Source organism: Pseudomonas sp. LBUM1661 (assembly GCF_059695925.1).
Map to the genome: position 1 here is coordinate 1,223,892 of NZ_CP166794.1, position 18,580 is coordinate 1,242,471.

Here is an 18,580-nt window from a genome sequence, read left to right on the forward strand (position 1 = left end):
CATGGGCCGGTTCAGCGACTTTCTCAGCAAAGAACTCGGACGCCGGCAGGTCTGGCTGTTTTTTCTGTTCGCGACCCTGGTGTACGTCCTGCCGCTGATCCTCGCGGACTATCCCTATATCGATGACAATTGGCGCTCGCTCTCGGCCGGTATGGCCTGGGCGGAGCAGGGGCGGTTGTTCACCGAACTGTTCTACAACCTGCTCACCTTCAGCGCTGGCGCTCCGAACATCTTTCCATTACCGCTGTTGATCGCCACGCTGGCCATAGCCTCGGCATTGACCAGTCTGACGTTTCATTATTTTCGGCAACCGACCGTGTCTTGCTGTCTGGTGGTGTTGCCGCTTTGGTACAACCCGTTCTTCCTGCAAAACCTGTCCTACCAGTACGACGGCGCCGCGATGGCCTTGAGTGTGGTGGCGGTGATCTATGCGATGACGTTTCGGCATCCATCACGCATTCTTCAATGGCTGGTGCCGTCCTTCCTGATTGCGCTGGCGCTGGGTCTCTATCAGGTGAGCTTCAACGTGTTTTTGGGCTTGTGTTGCCTGGAGCTGCTCAGGGGCGCGAATGAGCGATTGCCCTGGTCGCAATGGCGCGACGTGATCGGCTGGAAAATCGCCCAGACGGTTCTGGCCTGGCTGATCTACGCCGCCAGTGCCTACCCGTTCATGGCGCACAATCGCACGTTGCTGTTGAACTGGACGGCGGCGCCGCTGCTGCAAATTCAAACCAACATCGCCAGGGTGTTGGAAAAAGTCGTGCTGCTGTTTCATGGTGGATTTGCCTGGGTGTTTGCGGCGCTATTGTTGTGTGCCATTGCCGGCGCCGTGCGCCTTGGCCTGAATGTGCTGGAGCGTCAGGACACCGGGCTGAGGAAATGCCTGATCGGTCTGCTGTGTTTACTGACCTTGCCGGCGGTGATTTTGCTGGTGTCGGGTGTCGCGCTGATTTTTCGGGATTTCAATGAAGGCGCCAGGACGCTGATGGGCTTCGCGGTCCTGTTGGTGCTGTTGTTCTATTTGAGTCACTTGGCGCTGGCACGCATCCACGAGCGGCTGCCGCTGTTGTTGCTGATTCCACTGCTGGCGATGCTGTCGTTGTCGTATGCCTATGGCCGGGTGTTGACGCTGCAGAAAACCTTCGCGTCCAGTGCGCTGCTGAACCTTGAATACGACATTGCGTCCCATCGAGAGCTGCGTGAGGCAAAGCGTATTTACCTGTCAGTGACCTATTCCGATCACTGGTTGGTGGGGGCGGCGGGGTCGTTCAAGCAGATGCCGGTGTTGCACTATTTGCTCAACATCGACTTTTTCATCCTGGCCGAGAGCTTGCCAAAAGTGGGCATCACCAACGTGGTCGCGGAGAAGGAACGACGTAACGCGACCAGAGTGGGGTATCGGGGTTATCCACCGCTGCTGGAAAACCCGTACTACCGGATTTTCCTGCTGGGCGATTACGGTTTTATCGTCATCAAAGAACCGGCCCCGATCAAGACGCTGCGCTGGTGACGCGCGATGAAAGGAGCCGTCAGGGTCAGGCCGCTGCCAATTCATTCGGCTCGAAACTGTCCGCCCGCGCCATCTGCCACATCCGCGAATAAAACTCGCCGTTTACTTCACCGGTGAGCAATTCCCCCGGTTTCAAAAACACGTGCAGCTGCGAGAACAGTTTGATCTCGGTGGCCGACATGCGTCTTACCAAATGTTTGGCCGACAACTGCGACGGATGATCGAGGCCGGCAGCGGCGAGCATTTCGGCCAGAGCCTTGAGCGTGTTGCGGTGGAAGTTGAACACGCGCTGGGCCTTGTCCGGCACCACCAGCGCGCGTTGGCGCAGGGTGTCCTGGGTGGCAACGCCAGTCGGGCATTTATTGGTGTGGCAGCTTTGCGACTGGATGCAGCCGATGGCGAACATGAAGCCGCGCGCCGAGTTGGCCCAATCGGCGCCGATGGCCAGGACGCTGGCGATGTCGAAAGCACTGACGATCTTGCCGCTGGCACCGAGCTTGATCTTGTCCCGCAGGTTCAGGCCGAACAGCGTGTTGTGCACGAACAACAAGCCTTCGCGCATCGGTACGCCGATGTGGTCGGTGAACTCCACGGGGGCGGCGCCGGTGCCGCCTTCCTTGCCGTCGACCACGATGAAGTCCGGGAGGATCCCGGTTTCCAGCATGGCCTTGGCGATGCCCATGAATTCCCATGGGTGACCGAGGCAAAACTTGAAACCCACCGGTTTGCCGCCGGACAGTTCACGCAGTTGCTGGATGAAATGCATCAGCTCGATCGGCGTGGAAAACGCGCTGTGCCGCGACGGCGAGATGCAGTCTTCGCCCATCAGAATGCCGCGGGTTTCGGCGATTTCCTTGGTGACCTTGTGCTTGGGCAGGATGCCGCCGTGGCCCGGTTTCGCGCCCTGGCTCATCTTGATTTCGATCATCCGCACTTGTGGCGTTTGCGCCTGGGCGGCGAAGCGTTCCGGGTCGAAGCGGCCGTCGGCGGTGCGGCAACCGAAGTAGCCGCTGCCGAGTTCCCAGGTCAGGTCGCCGCCGTTTTCCCGGTGATAGGCGCTGATGCTGCCTTCACCCGTGTCGTGGGCGAAATTGCCGAGTTTGGCGCCCTGGTTCAACGCGCGAATGGCGTTGGCGCTGAGCGAGCCAAAACTCATGGCCGAAATGTTGAACACCGACGCCGAGTACGGCTGAGTGCACTGCGGGCCGCCGACCGTCACGCGGAAACTGCTTGGGTCGCTCAATGGCGCCGGGCGCATGGAGTGGCCGATGAATTCGAAACCTGACTGATACACGTCGATTAACGTGCCGAAAGGTTTGTCGGCGCTTTCGTTCTTGGCCCGGGAATAGACCAGCGAACGTTGGGCGCGGGAGAAGGGCAGGGCGTCGCTGTCGGATTCGAGCAGGTACTGGCGGATTTCCGGGCGGATGCCTTCGACCAGGTAGCGAATGTTGCCGAGGATCGGGTAATTACGCCGCACGGCGTGAGGGCTTTGCAGCAGGTCGAACAGGCCCAGCAGGCTGAGGACGCCCGTCACGGCGGTGATTGGCCAGAGCCAGTCGTGTTCGAGGAAGGGCAGGCTGGCGAGGGTGAACATCACACAGACGGCAAAGAAGGCGTAGCGGCTCAGGAGTGACAGGCTCATACGGGTTCCTTGGGTTCGGACTCAATAATTTTGGCTACACACAAACCACTGTGGGAGTGGGCTTGCCCGCGAAGGCGGTGTGTCAGCCGACATCAATGTTGAATGTGATGGCCTCTTCGCGAGCAAGCCCGCTCCCACATAAAAGCGGCTCAGCGCTGTATCAGGCATTTTGGGCCTGGAGAAAGATGGAAAACAGCTCGGACTGGGATTTGATCCCCAGCTTGCTGTACATGTGTTTCTTATGGACTTTCACGGTTTCAACTGAGATTTCCAGCTTGCGAGCGATTTCCTTACTGGAGCAACCGCTGAGCATCAACCGCCCGACGTCCAGCTCCCGGGCGGTCAATTGCGCGCCTTTGAGTTGTTGCACCGAGGCTTCGAGCTGAACCCGCCAGTCGCCCTGGATCGGCGCCGGTGCGAGAGCCACGACTTCGTTGATTTCGTAAGGCAGGCGCTGGCGTAACAGGCCAAGCACCCAGGGCTGGATCAGCGACAGCAAGGCAATCTGCTGGCCGCTGAAGCGCTGCTTGCTGCCCAGTGACAGGCACAGCGTGCGATCGCCTTCGAGCTGGCAATTGAACTGGATTTCGTCGGCCACCACATTCAGACGAAAGTAGCGTTGGTAATACTCGGTCAGCTCGAAATGCTCCGGCGCGACCTCCGACAGGCGATACAGCCCGGTGCGCGATTGCTCGCGGCAGGCGATGTAGAACGGATCAAGCAGGTACAAGCCGCGCAGGTAATCCTGGAACAACTGATCGGGGCTGCCGTCCGCTCCGGGACATTCGGCGAACACCTGCGGGTGCTGATCGGCGCTGAAAAGCAGCGCCACCCAGCTGTCGAAGGTCACGTACTGGTCCAGCAACCGGACCAGTTGCGTCCAGAAATTCGGCTTGTCCAGCGCATCGATCAGTTGCCCGACCGAGCGGTGCCAGGCGATGTCGTCTAACGAGAGTGTCATGCCTCTACCCCTATCGGGTTACCCCAGCCGCGTAATTCCCTGGCCGGTTGCTTGCTGCGCATACTGGCGCACAGACACCGACCGGGCAATCTTTCTGGACCCGGGCCATAACAAGGAATACCCATGAAGGTCGAACTCGCCCAATTGGCAGGTCGTGACAATGACACGGCTTACAACCTCGAACGTGCCCTGGCGGCGATTGCTGCCTGCGCCGCCGATACGCAGCTGATCATGTTTCCGGAAAGCCACTTGATGGGCTTTCCTTCGGCCGACACAGTGGCTGCGATCGCTGAACCCCTGAACGGCCCGACCGTCAGCGCGATTGTCGCCGCCGCCCGTGAACGCAACATTGCGGTGGTCATCGGTACGGCCGAGAACGATAACGGCCGCTTCTTCAACACCACGCTGCTGATCACGCCCGAAGGCATTGCCCTGCGCTACCGCAAGACTCACCTGTGGGCCTCGGATCGCGGCGTGTACGAGCCGGGCGATCGTTACGCCACCTGCCTGTGGAACGGGGTGCGCGTGGGCCTGCTGATTTGCTACGACATCGAATTCCCGGAAACCGCCCGCGCCCTGGCGCAGTTGGGCGCCGAATTGCTGATCGTCACCAACGGCAACATGGACCCGTACGGCCCGACCCACCGCACCGCGATCATGGCCCGCGCCCAGGAAAACCAGGCGTTTGCGCTGATGGTCAACCGGGTGGAAGAGGGCGATGGCGGATTGCTGTTCGCCGGCGGCAGTGCGCTGGTGGATCCGCTGGGCACGCTGTTGTTCGAGGCCGGGCGGGAGGAAGGGCAGTTTGCGGTGGAGCTGGACCTGAAGCAGCTGACGGCGGCGCGGCAGGATTATCGGTACCTGGATGATCAGCGGCTGAAGTTGCCCGGTGAGTTAGTCGAACATGCGTCGGGATTGCGCGAGCTGCTGATTCCCAAAGGCTGATCCGGATTCTGTGTCGATCGGGCTGACGCCATCGCGGGCAAGCCCGCTCCCACAGTGATCTTCAATGGATTCAGATTTTGTGAACAACACACATCCTGTGGGAGCGGGCTTGCCCGCGAAGAGGCCCTGACACACGACACACCTTTTTGACCGTTGAACCCAGAACAACAAACAACGCAACACCCGTAATTTGCGCCGAACTCGGCTCTGCCATAAATCTAATAAATTCGGAGTAGTCGCTCATGGCTCGTTTGCAACGCACCCTGTCATTGGGTTCGGTGGTGCTGTTCGGCATCGCCTACATGACACCGATCATTGTGCTCGGCACCTTTGGCATCCTCGCTCAATCCACCGCCGGCATGGTCCCGGCCGCTTACCTCGCGGCGCTGGTGGCGATGTTCTTCACCGCCATGAGCTACGGCCGCATGGCCGCGGCGTTCCCGGTAGCTGGCTCGGCCTACAGCTATGTGCGCAAGGCGATCAGCCCGAAACTCGGTTTCATCGCCGGCTGGGCGGTGTTGCTCGATTACCTGTTCCTGCCCATGGCGATTTGGCTGATCGGTGCCGCCTACCTCAACTCCGCGTTCCCGGCCGTGCCGCAGTGGATCTGGGTGCTGGCGTTCATCGGCATCACCAGCGCGATCAACATCATCGGCCTGAAGCTGGCCAACGGCATCAACGCGCTGCTGATGCTGGTGCAGTTCCTGGTGCTGATCGCGTTCGTCGCGCTGTGCGTGCACTACGTCGGCGGCGATGCGAGCACGCCGTTGTGGTCGATCAAACCGTTCTTTAATGGCGACATGCAGATGCCGTTGATCATGAGCGGCGCGGCCATCGCCTGTTACTCGTTCCTAGGTTTCGACGCGGTCAGCACCCTGACCGAAGAAACCCGCGACCCACGTCGCACCATCCCACGGGCGATCATGCTGATTACGTTGATCGGCGGGCTGATCTTCGTCAGCGTGTCCTACTTCGTGCAGATCGCCCACCCGTCGTTCCAGTTCGACAGCGTCGATTCGGCGGCTTATGAAATCGCCCGCAACATCGGTGGCGACCTGTTCGTGACGATCTTCCTGATCGGCCTGATCGTCGGCCAGTTCGCCTCGGGCCTGTCGGCGCAGGCCAGCGGTTCGCGGTTGCTGTTCGCCATGGGGCGCGACGGTGTCCTGCCAAAATCTTTTTTTGGCAGCTTGCACGAACGCTTTGGCACGCCGGTCAACAGCATCCTGCTGTGCGCCGTAGTGGCTTTGCTGGCGCTGAAACTGGACGTGACGACGTCGACCTCGTTCATCAACTTCGGCGCGTTCCTCGCGTTCAGCCTGGTGAATTTGTCGGTGATCTTTCATTACTGGATCGGCGGCGAGAAGAAAGGCCTGCGCGAGTTCGTGCTGTTCCTGCTGTTCCCCTTCATTGGCCTGGCAGCGGACTTGTGGTTGATGGTCAGCCTCGATCACCTGGCGATTTACCTGGGCCTGAGTTGGCTGGCGATTGGCGTGGTGTACCTGGCGGTGCTGACCGGCGGTTTCCGTCGCCAGCCACCGGAAATGGATTTCCAGGAAGCCACTTGATCGGCTGACCCGTGAAGAACCTTGTGGGAGCGGGCTTGCTCGCGAAGGCGGTGTGCCAGTTGACCTCCTAAGTGACTGACACGGCCCCTTCGCGAGCAAGCCCGCTCCCACATTTGGACTGTGTTCAGGCGGCGGGTTTTGTTTGGTGCACGGGCAACTGGACCCTGAAGGTTGTGCCCACACCCACTTCACTGCGCACCGAAATATCCCCCCGGTGTTTCTTCACGATGCCATAGGACAGGGACAACCCGAGCCCTGTCCCCTGGCCCACCGGTTTGGTGGTGAAGAATGGATCGAAGATTTTCTTCAGGTGCTCCGGGGTAATGCCGGCGCCGGTGTCGGCGACTTCGATCCACACCGTTTCCCCCTCAAGCCCGGTGCGCAAGGTCAGGGTGCCGCGCTCCGGGCCAATGGCTTGGGAGGCGTTGACGATCAGGTTCATGATCACCTGATTGATTTGCGATGGCAGGCATTCAATCTCGGGCAGCGGCTGATAATCTTTCACCACATCGGCCTTGTACTTCAGTTCGTTGGCGACGATGTTCAGGGTCGATTCGATGCCTTGCTGCACATTCGCCCACTGCCACTCCTGGCTGGAGTCCGCGCGGGAGAAGTCCTTCAGGTCCTTGACGATCTGCCCGACCCGGCTGATGCCGTCCTTGGATTCCTTGATCAGCAGTGGAATGTCTTCGCGCAGGAACTCCAGTTCGACCTTATCGCGCAGCCGTTGCAAACGCTCGACAAGCTCAGTGGAACCGATCGCTTCTTCCGCGTCCCGGTACGCGTCGAGCATTTCCTGCAATTGCTTGAAGTAGCCATCGAGGGAACCGAGGTTGGAGGAAATGAAGCCAATCGGGTTGTTGATTTCATGGGCGACGCCGGCCGCCAGTTGCCCTAATGAGGCGAGTTTTTCCGATTGCACCAATTGCGATTCAAGCTGTTTGCGCTCGTCGATTTCCCGCTGCAACTCAACGCTGGTTTCGGTGAGCTGCCGGGTTCGGCGTTCGACCATCTGCCCTAAATCATCCATCTGCACACTGGCCCGTTCGGTCATGTCCCATTTGGTAAGCAAGGTGTTGGCCATCTGCTGCACTTCAATGTTGTCGAACGGCTTTTTCAGAATCAGCAGGCGGTCGTGGGCCTGCAGACGGTCGAGCAGTTCATCCCAGGAATAGTCGGAATAGGCGGTGCACACCACCACTTGCAGGCGCGGGTCTGCCTGCCACAAGTGTTCGATGGTCTGCGCGCCGTCCCAGCCCTCGGGCATGCGCATGTCAACGAAAGCCAGGGCGTAGGGCCGATGCTCCTGCAAAGCCCATTTGAGTTTGCCCAAGCCCTCTTGTCCGCCGTACGCCGAATCCAGTTCGAACAGGAGGCTGGTGGACTTCACCTCACTGCCGAACAGCGCGGCTTCCATCTCGTCCAGTTCGACCGTCGGCACCGGCGTCGGTGTGAGAATCTTGCGGAAATCCACATGGATGGACGGCGTGTCGTCGATCAGCAGAATGCGTCGGTTGGACGGCGCGTTCATGCGTCCTCCGTGACGGTTTTCAGCGGGATCTGCAAGGTGAACAACGCGCCCTTGCCGGGGCCGTCGCTATGGGCGGTAAGGTGGCCGTTCATCTCGATGGCGGCCAGGGCGCAGCTGTGCAGGCCGAAGCCGTGACCCTCTTTGCGCGTGGTAAAACCATGGGCAAAGATCCGCGTCATGTTTTCCTCGGCAATGCCTTCGCCGTCATCCTTGACGCTGACTTGCAGGGTCGTGTCTTCGACGATTTTTACCCCGAGGGTCATTTGCCGTGGGCGATCGCTGAGCTCGGACATCGCGTATTTGGCGTTGCTGATCAGGTTGATCAGGATCAACAGCAATCGGTGCTTGTCGCCCATCACCTGTGGTACGTCGCTGTAATCCTTGACCACCCTGACGTGGTGCCGGGTCAGGGCACCGGAGTTCATCCGTAACGCATCCTCAAGCAATTCACTGATGTGCAGCGGTTCCATCAGGCTGTTGGCACCTGCGTAGGACTGCTGGGTGGCGACGATGTCCTTGATGTGGTCGACGCTTTTGCTGAGCTGGGCGAGCTCGTCGGTCATGCTCTGTTGTTCGAGGGCAATGGCCTCCACCAGTTGATTCAAGTAGCCGGGCAGCAATTTGCCTTTCTCATCCTGAGTCAGGAAGGTCCCGAGGTCGCCTTGATGCTGGTTGATCAGTTGCATCGCCTTGCCCAGGCCCTGCGCCTTGCTGGCGCGGACTTTGCGGCTGACCAGGTCGGCCGAGATGTTCACGCTGTTGAGCACGTTGCCGACGTTGTGCAGCACATTGGTGGCGATCTCCGCCATGCCAGCCTGGCGCGCGGTGTCGAGCAGTTCGCTCTGGGTATCCCGGAGTTCACGGGTACGCTCTTCAACCCGCAGCTCCAGCTCGTCGTTGGCGGTTTTCAGGGCTTTGTTGACGCGACTGATTTCGGTGAAGCTGCGCATCAGGTGAACTGCCAGGTACACCAACAGCAGCACCAGCAGCACCGAAAACACCAGCATGTAGAAGTGATAGCGCTGGTCGACTACATCGGCCCGCTGCTGGTCGGCGTTCAGCAGGCTGGTGATGTCGTCCAGGTCTTCGGCCACGGGAATGGCTTCGATGTTTTCCAGTAAACGGTTGACCACCGGTTGCTCACGCATAATCAGACTGATGTGGTTGCTCAGAACATCGAGCGGACTGTGGAACTGCTCCGGCAGACGCAGTTTGTTCACCCCCAGTTTGTTCAAACCCACCAGGATTTCAGCCGCCTTGTCATCCGAGGTGACCATGGAAAACTCCATGGTGCTGAGCACCAGGTCATAGGTGTCCGTGGCGATGTTCTGCAGTTGCAGTTTGTCGCCGTCCTGCAGTTGGGCCAATGGTTCCTGAATGTCGTCTTCGGCGGTCGGCAGGAATGCCAGCGAGTTGCGCAGCACCGCGTTATGGGATTTGAACTGCTCTACCAGGCGAGTCTTTTCCTGGATGGCGCTCAGGTAGGCGTCATGGCCGGCACGCCAGACGGGCGTGTCGTTACGGCCGTGGTTCGACTCCATCGTATCGAACCGTTCCCACAGTTGCGTCATCTCGGTCAGCGGTGCGACCAGGGGATCGTAGTTGTGACTGATGGCGATCCTGGCCTTGAGAATCTCGGTTTCCCATTGCGCGTTCAGCTGTTTGATCCGCCCGATCAGGTCCCGGGATTCGGCGTAGGTCGACGTCTGGTTCGAGTTCGATTTGAGGTACAGGAACAGCAGTGTCGAAGCCAGCAGCATGGTCACGAAACCGAGTAGCACCAGGTTACGGCGGCGGGACGTTTTCATAAGGGTTTGCCTGCCCATTCACCGGTGAGGGTCTTGAGGAACTGGATGATCAGGGTCTTGTCCTCGTCAGAGGGAATGCGCCCGAGCTGGAACTTGAACATCACGTCCACCGCGTCCTCCAGGGTTTTCGCCGAGGCGTCGTGAAAATACGGCGCGGTGACCGCGACGTTGCGCAGGCTCGGCACCTTGAACACGTTGCGATCCTCTTCATCCTGGGTCACCAGGTAACGTCCCAGATCGGTTTGGGTCGGGTTGCCCCGCGTCTGGAAGTAGTCGCCCAGGACCCCGAACTTCTGGAACATGTTGCCGCCGATGTTCACGCCTTGATGGCAGGCAATGCAGCCGTACTCCTTGAAGCGTTGGTAGCCGTACTTCTCTTCGGTGCTGAGAATGTCGGTGTTGCCTTGCAGGTATTGGTCGAAGCGCGAATTGGCGCTGATCAATGTGCGCTCGTAGCTGGCCAGGGCGTTTTGCACATTTTTCATGGTCACGCCGTCCGGGTAGGCGTTGCCGAACGACGCCTGGTAAGCCGGATCGGCAGTCAGTGTCTGCACCACGTGCTCCCAGTTGCTGCCCATTTCGCTGGGGCTTTGCACCACTTCATGGATCTGGGTTTCCAGGGTGCCGGCCCGGCCGTTCCAGAATTGCCGGAAGTTCAGGCTGGCGTTGAACACGCTGGGAGTATTGACCGCCACCGGAAGGCCGGCGAAACCAATGGAAAAGTCCTTGTCGTCGGCGCCGCCGTTTTCCAGGCGATGGCAACTGGCGCAAGATAGACTGCCGTTGACCGACAAGCGGGGTTCGTTGAACAACTGGCGACCGAGTTCGACCCGCAACGGGTTCTGCTGTGGCACCGCCGGAAGCGGTTTGAGCGGTTCATCCAGTGGTGCGCCGCTGGCGTTCAGGCAGAGTCCGAGTAGCGGCGCCATGAGCAGGCGGTGGAAGGAGGACGACATCTTATGATTCCTTGGCGAATGGCCGGTGTGTCGTTTCGCATCGTTCACTTGACTGCGCAGGGAGGAAGTTTTACGGACCTCAGATACTGCACGAAGACGTCCGGCTCCACGGCTTTGCTGAAGTAATAACCCTGGCCCTCTTCACATTGATGGGACTTGAGGAAATCCAGTTGTTCGAGGGTTTCCACCCCTTCGGCGATGATGGTCAGGTTGAGGCTGCGGCCCAGGCTGATGATCGCGCTGACCAGGGCGGCGTCATTGCTGTCGTTGCTCAAGCCGCGAATGAACGACTGGTCGATTTTCAGCACATCGATGGGAAAACGCCGCAGGTAACTCAGGCTGGAATAACCGGTACCGAAGTCATCGATGGCCAGGCGCACCCCCATTTCCTTGAGGCGGGTCAGGGCGTTTACGGTGGTGTCGATGTTCTGCATCAACACGCCTTCGGTGATTTCCAGTTCCAGCAACGCCGGTTCCAGGCCGGTTTTTGCCAGTGTCTGTTCGATGCCATCGACAAAGTCGCGCTGGCGGAAATCGATCGCCGACATGTTCACCGACATGCAAATCTTCGGCAGCCCGGCAGCCTGCCAGGCGCAGGCTTGTCGACAGGCTTCGGCCAGCACCCATTTGCTCAGCGGCACGATCAGGCCGCTGTCTTCGGCGACACTGATGAACTCCGACGGGTAGACCAGACCTTGCCCTGGCTTTTGCCAGCGAATCAAGGCCTCGGCACCGACCACCTGGCCGCTGCCCAAGTCCAGTTTGGGTTGGTAATGCAGGACAAACTCGTTGCGCTCAAGGCCCAAACGGATGCCGGTCTCGATGCTTTGCTGATCCCGGGCGCGCTGGTTCATTTCGTCGATGAAAAAACTGAAATCGTTCGGGCCGCTTTCCTTGACGTTGCGCATCGCGGTTTCGGCTTTTTTGATCAGCGCGATGGCATCGAAGCCGTCGTCGGGATAAATACTGATGCCCAGGCTGGCGGTCACGCTCAGGTCATGCCCGGCGATGTGCTGGGGCGCGCGAATGGCGTGCAAGAGTTTTTCGGCGATGCCCTTGGTCTGTTGGGGGTGGCGGATGTCGCCGAGGATCACCACGAATTCGTCAGAGCCGTAGCGAAACACCGAATCGGACTCACGCACCGTCGCCACCAGATTGCGCCCGACCTGTTTGAGCATCTCGTCACCGGCCGGATGCCCCAAGGCATTGTTGATGCGCTTGAAGCGATCGAGGCCCAGAAACATCACCGCCAATTGCTTGTCATGGCGTCGAGACAAGGCCAGGGACTGGTTCAAACGGTCACCGAGCAAGGTGCTGTTGGGCAATTCGGTCAACACGTCGTACTGCAACAGGTGCGAGACTTTGAGCAGTTCGTGGACCCGCGCCTCGATGGTCTGCTCCAGGCTGAGCAGCTTCATCGCCGCGTCCTGGGCCATCTGCCATTTCCAGGTCAGGGCACTGGCCATCTGGCGGATTTCCAGGCTGTCGAAGGGTTTTTTCAGCACCAGCAACTGGTCGCCGAACTCCAGCCGTTCGGCCATGGCTTCCCAGGTGTAATCGGAATAGGCCGTGCACAGCGCGATTTGCAGGTGCGGGTCGGCCTTCCACAGTTGTTCGATGGTTTCCAGGCCATCCCAGCCCGGAGGCATGCGCATGTCGGTGAACACCAGGGCGTAGGGGCGACCTTCGGCCAGCGCCTGCGTGACCAGTTCGAGGGCTTCCTGGCCCTGATAGGCCGAATCGAGCTGGAACGTCAGCCGGTCAAGCTGCATTGTGCCGAACAAGGCTTCTTCAGCGCCGGCCAGGCTCTGTTCATCCTCGGTTTCAGGGCTGAGGATCTTGCGAAAGTCCTGATGGATCGAAGGCGTGTCGTCCACGATCAGAATGCGCCGATTGGTCCGCACGAAAGGCGTTTTCATTCCTTGTCCTCCGTGGAGCGTGGCGGGTTGTCCAGAATCGGCCCGATGTCGCGGTGGGCGGGCACGATGCTCCCGGCCTTCAACAGCTCGGCGGCCTGCTGGCTGCTGACGGCTTTGCTGAAGAAGTAACCCTGGGCGTTCATCGGCGAGCCGGTGGCCATCAGCGAACTGCGCTGTTCCTGGGTTTCGACACCTTCGGCGATGATTCCGATCCCTACTTCCCGAGCGAAATTAATAATCGCGCGCAATGTGTTGGCGCTGGCCGGGTCGCGAGCGGCGGTGTCGATGAAGGCCTGGGCGAGTTTCAGGTGATTGACCTGGTAGGTCTTGAGGTAGTCGAACGAAGAATATTCAGTGCCGAAGTCGTCGATGGCGATCTTCACCCCCAGCTCACGCAGGCGTGGCAGCACATCGTTGTGGGTCCATTTGGTCTGGGCCAGCGTCGCCTCGGTGACGTCGAAACGCAGGTCCCACGGGCACAGTTCCCAGCGTGCGGTGGTGCGCAGCACGTCATAGATCAGTTCGGGACCACTCTTGAGTTGGGCCAGCGACAACTTGATCGCAATCACCGGCGGCGCCATGCCTTCGTCGCGCCACTGGCGCATCTGTTGGCAGGCGCGATCCAGCACCCAGTGACCGAGGGCAACGATGGTGCCGGTCTTCTCGGCGGCGGGCAGGAACGCCGCGGCGTCGAGCAGACCGCGCTCGGGGTGGTTCCAGGTGACCTGCGCTTCCATGCCGAGGATCTTGCCGCTGCTCAGGTCGACTTCCGGCCAGTAATGCAGTTCGAGTTCGTTGTGTTCAATGGCTTCGCGTAAATCACTGGCGATGGCCATGCGCTCGACCACCTCCTGATTGATCTCCTCGGAGTGGAAGTGGTACTGGTTGCGGCCCTTCTCCTTGGAACGGTAAAGCGCCATGTCGGCCTGGGTCAGCAGCCCGTCGGCGCTGGTGCAGGCCGCGCTGTAACTGCTGATGCCGATGCTGACCGAAACCCGCACGTCGTTGCCGCCCAGGGCGTAGGGCAGCACCAGCGCATCGCGGACCTTGGCGGCGAGGGCCGCGGAGTGGGTCGGGTCGCTGACGTCCAGTTGCAGTATCGCGAATTCGTCACCGCCGAGGCGGGCGACGACATCGTTTTCGCGCACGCAGGATTTCATCCGCCGGGCGACTTCTTGCAGCAACAGATCGCCCACCGGATGCCCGAGGGTGTCGTTGATCCGTTTGAAGTGATCCAGGTCCAGATAAAAGATCGCGAACGGTGTCGCCCCTCGACGTGCAGCGGCGAAGGCCTGGTGCAGCCGTTCGATCAGCGTCGCGCGGTTGGCCAGCCCGGTGAGCCCGTCGGTGCGCGCCAGCAGGGCGATTTTCTCTTCGGCCACCTTGCGCTCGGTAATGTCGATAATGATGCCTTCGACTTCGAGCAAACGGCCTTCGTCATCGCGCACCGGGATATAGCGGTTTTCCACCCAGCGCCAGGCACCGGCGCCGGTGCGCATGCGAAACTCGATGGACGCCCCCGCCGCATGGCGGTCCAGCACCCGGGCCATGGCGGTGTCGACTTTCACTTGGTCGTCGGGATGGACCAGCTCTTGAGACCAGTTGGCCGATGCCACCAGGTTTGCGGCGATGTGCCCGTACTTGGTGATGTTGTGGGAGATGTACATCAGCGGGAACGACGGTTCGCCCCGCAGCCGATACAGAATGGTCGGACTGTTTTGCACAATGATGTTGGCGTCGGACAGCTCCCGGGTGCGCTCCTCGACGGCTTGTTCGAGCAGCGACATCTTCAGCGCCGCGTCTTCGGTCATTTGCCATTTGGCGGTCAATGAACTGGCCATTTGACGAATTTCGATGGCATCGAAGGGTTTTTTCAGAATCAGCAGGCGATCACCCAGCTCCAGGCGCTCATCGATGTCTTCCCAGGAATAGTCGGAATAGGCGGTGCAGAGCGCCACTTGCAGTTTGGGATCGACCTGCCATAGCCGCGCGATGGTTTCCAGCCCGTCCCAGCCCGGTGGCATGCGCATGTCGATGAAGGCCATTGCGTAGGGCAAGTCGTTGGCCAGCGCCGTCTCGACCTTATCCAGGGCTTCGAGGCCCTGGAACGCCGAGTCGAGCACGAAACTTTGCAGCGATATCGCCGCCGGGGTGCCGAACAGGGCGTTTTCGGCACTGGTCAGCCTGGCGTCATCGATCGATGGCGGGCTAAGGATCTTGAAGAAATCCTCATGAATAGAGGCGGTGTCGTCGACGATGAGAATCCGACGGTTGGTCCGCGCCAGCAGCGTATTCATCGACATACGCGGCGACCAGCGGTTTGGTGCGGTGTGCTCATAGGGGGCATCCTTTCCCTGATCACCTGGCCGAACGTACAGATTATGGATCCGAGTGATCAGAGCATAGTCCTCTGACTGGCACTTCGCTCATCCGAATGAGGCGAATGAATTCCCGGGACCGCCTGAAAATCATCTAGCCTGTAGTTCAGGCTCCAGCAATAGGGGATGTTTGCCCGGAGCCTGACACGAAGCTGTAGCTGTTTCACTTGAGGTGACGCCATGGAAGAGCAACTCCCCACGACTTTGACCGATAAACCCAAGGTGTTGCTGGTCGATGATGAGGAGTCAATCCTCAACAGCCTGCGTCGCCTGTTACGCGGCCAGCCCTTCGAAGTGCTGCTGGCCACCAGCGGTGCCCAGGCCCTGGAGATCATGGCGCAACAGCCCATCGACCTGGTGATGAGTGACGCGCGCATGCCCAACATGGACGGCGCCACGTTGCTGGGGCATATCCATCAGCGCTACCCGACCACCACGCGCATCCTGCTGACCGGTTACGCCGATCTGCCGACGATCATCAAAGCCATCAACGAAGGGCAGATCCACCGCTACATCAGCAAGCCCTGGAACGACGATGAAATACTCCTGACCTTGCGCCAGGCCCTGGCTCACCAGCACTCGGAGCGCGAGCGCGAGCGCCTGGAGTTGCTGACCCGGCAGCAGAACGATCAATTGAAGTCGCTCAATACCACGCTTGAAAAGCACGTCGCCTCGCGCACGGCCGAACTCCAGCAGACCGCTGACATGCTCGACCTGGCCTACGAAGAGCTCAAGCACAGCTATGTCACCGGCACCGAGGTGTTTTCGTTGCTGGCCAACCTGCGCTTGCCGCCGGCCAAACAGACCAACCGCCAGGTCATCGAGCTGGTGCGGGTGCATTGCAAACTTCATGGGCTGGACGAAGCCACCAGCCGCGACCTGGCCATGGCCGCCGCGCTCTACAACATCGGCAAGCTGAGCTGGACCGACAGCATGATGACCGCGCCTTCGGACCTGCTGCACCACAATGACCGCGAGCGCTATCGCAGTTATCCGAAACAGAGCGAGTCGCTGTTGATGACTCTCGACCCGATGAAGGACGCCGCCCGTCTGATTCTTCACCATCAGGAGCGCTGGGACGGCAGCGGTTTCCCCGATCGGCTCAAGGGCGAAGCGATTCCGTTGGGTTCGCGGCTGTTGAAACTGGCCGTGGATTTCATCGAGTTGCAGCGCGGGCTGATCCTCGAACGGCAAATGAACAGCGATGAAGCGCTGGTCTACATCCGCAACTATGCCGGCAAGCTTTACGACCCCGAGATGGTCGAGGACTTCATTCAGGTCTGTGCCGCGTACCAGAGCGATGTTTCGCTGGCCGATCCGTCGGTCAAGGTGCTGACCACGCGGGAAGTGGCGGCAGGCATGATCCTGGCGCGCAATCTCAACGCCGACAACGGCATGCTGCTGCTCAATGCCGGCAAGGTGCTGAACGGGCCATTGGTGGAGAAGCTGATTGCGTTTGAATCCATGGAAGGCGCGAAATACAGCATCTTCGTCAAAATCCCGGACGAAGAAGGCGCAATTCTCGAAGCCGGCTAATTCTTCCAGACTGCACTGCCCCCCTGTAGGAGCGAGCTTGCTCGCGATGGTCGTCAACGATGACGCTGGCGTCCTGACGCTCCGTGGCGTTCTCGGGTGCATCGCGAGCAGGCTCGCTCCCACAGGGACCGGGGGATGCGCCGCCGCTTTTTTCGGGGTGACGACGCCCCTTCGGCCATGTGATCCTTGGCGCCCTTCACCCTAGGCCGATTCAGATCCATGACGCTTTCCTCCACAACATCACTCCCTCTTATTCGCATCGCCGCCGCCCTGTTGATCGGCCCGGACGGGCGCACGCTGCTGGTGCGCAAGCGCGGCACCGAAGCCTTCATGCAACCCGGCGGCAAGATCGAAGCCCATGAGCAACCGGCTCACGCCCTGGCCCGCGAACTGGAAGAAGAGTTGGGCCTGGTTATCGATCCGGCGCACGCCACCTACCTCGGGCAGTTCTCGGCACCGGCGGCCAATGAGCCGGGTTTTGTCGTACAGGCCGAACTCTTTCAGCTGACCATCGATTCAGACGTCACCCCGGCAGCCGAGATCGAAGAAGTGCGCTGGATCGACCCGGCCACCGACGGCAATCTCAGTCTGGCGCCATTGACACGGGACCTGATCCTGCCGTTTTATCGAGCTTCGCTGATCGCGACTGCCTGATCATTTACGCAAAGGAACCGCCATGATCCCGCTTCAAGACTTGCTGATCTTCGCCGCGGCCGCACTGCTGATGGTGCTGACGCCGGGGCCGAACATGATCTACCTGATCTCCCGTTCGATCTGCCAGGGGCGCAAGGCCGGCGTGACCTCGTTGCTCGGTGTGGTCGCCGGTTTTTTCGTGCACCTGTTCGCGGCGGCGGCCGGGTTGACGGCGGTGTTTCTGGCGGTGCCGATGGCCTATGAAGTGCTGAAGTGGGCTGGCGCGCTGTACCTGTTGTGGCTGGCCTGGCAGGCGGTCAAACCAGGCGCGCGTTCACCCTTCGAAGCGCAGCAGTTGCCACCGGATTCCTCGCGCAAACTGATCACCATGGGTTTTTTGACCAGTGCGCTGAACCCGAAGATCGCGGTGTTTTATCTGTCGGTGTTTCCGCAGTTCATCACGCCTGAGCACGGTTCGGTGTTCACCCAGAGCATCGTGCTGGGCCTGACCCAGATTGGCGTCAGTTTCAGCGTTAACCTGCTGATCGCGCTGTTCGCCGCCGGCATCGCCTCGTGGTTCGTCAACAATCCGACCTGGCTCTCGGTGCAGCGCTATTTCATGGGGTTCGTACTGTCTGCGCTGGCGGTGCGGCTGATGATTGAACAACGTCGGATGGCGTGACCATGTGGATTGAACGACTCGATGCCAGTCATGCCCTGGATTATCGGGCACTGATGCTTGAAGCCTACGACCTGCACCCCCAGGCGTTTACCTCCAGCGTGCGCGAACGTGCGGCGATGCCGTTGAGTTGGTGGGAATCGCGCCTGACCAGCAAGCTCGACGTGGTGCTCGGGGCGTTTGAGGAGGGGCAACTGGCGGGCATCGTCGGCCTGGCTTTCGAACCTCGGGAAAAAGCCCGGCACAAGGCGACGCTGTTCGGCATGTACGTGTCCGGCAAGGTCCGCCAGCGCGGGCTCGGTTATCAACTGGTGCAAGCCGCTTTGGCTGAGGCGAAGACCCGTCAAGGCTTGAGGCTGATCCAGCTGACCGTCACCGCCGGCAACGAAGCGGCGTTCAACCTCTACCAGCGCTGCGGTTTCATCCAGTTCGGCCTCGAACCGCTGGCGGTGCGGGTCGGCGAGGACTACTTCGACAAAATCCACATGTGGCGTGAACTCTAAGGATCACC

14 protein-coding genes and 1 pseudogene are annotated in these 18,580 nt (G+C 60.2%); 7 read left to right on the forward strand and 8 right to left on the reverse strand.

Annotated elements, in window-relative coordinates; all coding sequences use genetic code 11:
* Nucleotide 1 precedes the first annotated feature (1 nt).
* Nucleotides 2–1,510, forward strand: a complete 1,509-nt coding sequence (locus ACA057_RS05495; RefSeq protein ID WP_497346554.1) for a glucosyltransferase domain-containing protein — start codon at nucleotides 2–4, stop codon at nucleotides 1,508–1,510.
* 25 nt (nucleotides 1,511–1,535) lie between these two features.
* Here ACA057_RS05495 and ACA057_RS05500 read toward each other — a convergent pair whose 3' ends face one another.
* Complete coding sequence (locus tag ACA057_RS05500; protein WP_497346556.1) at nucleotides 1,536–3,155, reverse strand: FMN-binding glutamate synthase family protein; 1,620 nt, start codon at nucleotides 3,153–3,155, stop codon at nucleotides 1,536–1,538.
* A 160-nt stretch (nucleotides 3,156–3,315) separates the two neighbouring features.
* Nucleotides 3,316–4,116 (reverse strand): helix-turn-helix transcriptional regulator, encoded by an 801-nt coding sequence (locus ACA057_RS05505; RefSeq protein WP_497346558.1) that lies wholly within the window; start codon nucleotides 4,114–4,116, stop codon nucleotides 3,316–3,318.
* Nucleotides 4,117–4,239: 123 nt separating this feature from the next.
* Here ACA057_RS05505 and ACA057_RS05510 point away from each other — a divergent pair, with 123 nt between their 5' ends.
* Both ACA057_RS05510 and ACA057_RS05515 read left to right on the forward strand, forming a co-directional pair.
* Nucleotides 4,240–5,061, forward strand: coding sequence for a carbon-nitrogen hydrolase family protein (locus ACA057_RS05510; protein ID WP_497346560.1), 822 nt, complete (start codon nucleotides 4,240–4,242; stop codon nucleotides 5,059–5,061).
* A gap of 242 nt (nucleotides 5,062–5,303) precedes the next feature.
* Entirely contained in the window at nucleotides 5,304–6,629 is a 1,326-nt protein-coding gene (locus ACA057_RS05515; protein ID WP_497346562.1) for an APC family permease, read from the forward strand.
* Between the two features lie 124 nt (nucleotides 6,630–6,753).
* Here the strand turns inward: ACA057_RS05515 and ACA057_RS05520 are convergent, their stop codons facing one another.
* From ACA057_RS05520 to ACA057_RS05545, 6 genes and pseudogenes are all read right to left on the reverse strand, one after another.
* Nucleotides 6,754–7,422, reverse strand: coding sequence for an ATP-binding protein (locus ACA057_RS05520; RefSeq protein WP_497349812.1), 669 nt, complete (start codon nucleotides 7,420–7,422; stop codon nucleotides 6,754–6,756).
* 60 nt (nucleotides 7,423–7,482) lie between these two features.
* Nucleotides 7,483–7,566 (reverse strand): annotated as a pseudogene (locus tag ACA057_RS05525) (hypothetical protein); the annotation flags it as partial.
* Nucleotides 7,567–8,156: 590 nt separating this feature from the next.
* Nucleotides 8,157–9,968, reverse strand: a complete 1,812-nt coding sequence (locus ACA057_RS05530) for a DAHL domain-containing sensor histidine kinase (RefSeq protein WP_497346564.1) — start codon at nucleotides 9,966–9,968, stop codon at nucleotides 8,157–8,159.
* Nucleotides 9,965–10,924, reverse strand: coding sequence for a cytochrome-c peroxidase (locus ACA057_RS05535; protein WP_497346566.1), 960 nt, complete (start codon nucleotides 10,922–10,924; stop codon nucleotides 9,965–9,967). Before ACA057_RS05535 ends, ACA057_RS05530 begins: the two co-directional genes overlap by 4 nt.
* A gap of 44 nt (nucleotides 10,925–10,968) precedes the next feature.
* Nucleotides 10,969–12,843, reverse strand: coding sequence for a putative bifunctional diguanylate cyclase/phosphodiesterase (locus ACA057_RS05540; protein WP_497346568.1), 1,875 nt, complete (start codon nucleotides 12,841–12,843; stop codon nucleotides 10,969–10,971).
* Nucleotides 12,840–15,146: an EAL domain-containing protein gene (locus ACA057_RS05545; protein ID WP_497346570.1), complete on the reverse strand. Its 2,307-nt coding sequence runs from the start codon at nucleotides 15,144–15,146 to the stop codon at nucleotides 12,840–12,842. The genes ACA057_RS05540 and ACA057_RS05545 overlap by 4 nt, the downstream gene beginning before the upstream one ends.
* 255 nt (nucleotides 15,147–15,401) lie before the next feature.
* Here ACA057_RS05545 and nosR point away from each other — a divergent pair, with 255 nt between their 5' ends.
* From nosR to ACA057_RS05565, 4 genes are all read left to right on the forward strand, one after another.
* Complete coding sequence (gene nosR / locus ACA057_RS05550) at nucleotides 15,402–16,757, forward strand: response regulator c-di-GMP phosphodiesterase, NosR family (protein WP_497346572.1); 1,356 nt, start codon at nucleotides 15,402–15,404, stop codon at nucleotides 16,755–16,757.
* A gap of 219 nt (nucleotides 16,758–16,976) precedes the next feature.
* Nucleotides 16,977–17,411, forward strand: coding sequence for an NUDIX hydrolase (locus ACA057_RS05555; RefSeq protein ID WP_497346575.1), 435 nt, complete (start codon nucleotides 16,977–16,979; stop codon nucleotides 17,409–17,411).
* Between the two features lie 22 nt (nucleotides 17,412–17,433).
* A complete protein-coding gene (locus ACA057_RS05560; protein WP_497346577.1) occupies nucleotides 17,434–18,072 on the forward strand; it encodes a LysE family translocator in 639 nt (212 codons plus the stop codon).
* A 2-nt stretch (nucleotides 18,073–18,074) separates the two neighbouring features.
* Nucleotides 18,075–18,572 (forward strand): GNAT family N-acetyltransferase, encoded by a 498-nt coding sequence (locus tag ACA057_RS05565; RefSeq protein ID WP_497346579.1) that lies wholly within the window; start codon nucleotides 18,075–18,077, stop codon nucleotides 18,570–18,572.
* Nucleotides 18,573–18,580: the final 8 nt, after the last annotated feature.

What these genes read in the sequence shown, in the direction of transcription:
- ACA057_RS05495 (WP_497346554.1), top strand. Translation starts at nt 2, where the DNA reads ATGGGCCGGTTCAGCGACTTTCTCAGCAAAGAACTCGGACGCCGGCAG.
- ACA057_RS05500 (WP_497346556.1), bottom strand. Translation starts at nt 3,155, where the DNA reads ATGAGCCTGTCACTCCTGAGCCGCTACGCCTTCTTTGCCGTCTGTGTG.
- ACA057_RS05505 (WP_497346558.1), bottom strand. Translation starts at nt 4,116, where the DNA reads ATGACACTCTCGTTAGACGACATCGCCTGGCACCGCTCGGTCGGGCAA.
- ACA057_RS05510 (WP_497346560.1), top strand. Translation starts at nt 4,240, where the DNA reads ATGAAGGTCGAACTCGCCCAATTGGCAGGTCGTGACAATGACACGGCT.
- ACA057_RS05515 (WP_497346562.1), top strand. Translation starts at nt 5,304, where the DNA reads ATGGCTCGTTTGCAACGCACCCTGTCATTGGGTTCGGTGGTGCTGTTC.
- ACA057_RS05520 (WP_497349812.1), bottom strand. Translation starts at nt 7,422, where the DNA reads ATGCTCGACGCGTACCGGGACGCGGAAGAAGCGATCGGTTCCACTGAG.
- ACA057_RS05530 (WP_497346564.1), bottom strand. Translation starts at nt 9,968, where the DNA reads ATGAAAACGTCCCGCCGCCGTAACCTGGTGCTACTCGGTTTCGTGACC.
- ACA057_RS05535 (WP_497346566.1), bottom strand. Translation starts at nt 10,924, where the DNA reads ATGTCGTCCTCCTTCCACCGCCTGCTCATGGCGCCGCTACTCGGACTC.
- ACA057_RS05540 (WP_497346568.1), bottom strand. Translation starts at nt 12,843, where the DNA reads ATGAAAACGCCTTTCGTGCGGACCAATCGGCGCATTCTGATCGTGGAC.
- ACA057_RS05545 (WP_497346570.1), bottom strand. Translation starts at nt 15,146, where the DNA reads ATGTCGATGAATACGCTGCTGGCGCGGACCAACCGTCGGATTCTCATC.
- nosR (WP_497346572.1), top strand. Translation starts at nt 15,402, where the DNA reads ATGGAAGAGCAACTCCCCACGACTTTGACCGATAAACCCAAGGTGTTG.
- ACA057_RS05555 (WP_497346575.1), top strand. Translation starts at nt 16,977, where the DNA reads ATGACGCTTTCCTCCACAACATCACTCCCTCTTATTCGCATCGCCGCC.
- ACA057_RS05560 (WP_497346577.1), top strand. Translation starts at nt 17,434, where the DNA reads ATGATCCCGCTTCAAGACTTGCTGATCTTCGCCGCGGCCGCACTGCTG.
- ACA057_RS05565 (WP_497346579.1), top strand. Translation starts at nt 18,075, where the DNA reads ATGTGGATTGAACGACTCGATGCCAGTCATGCCCTGGATTATCGGGCA.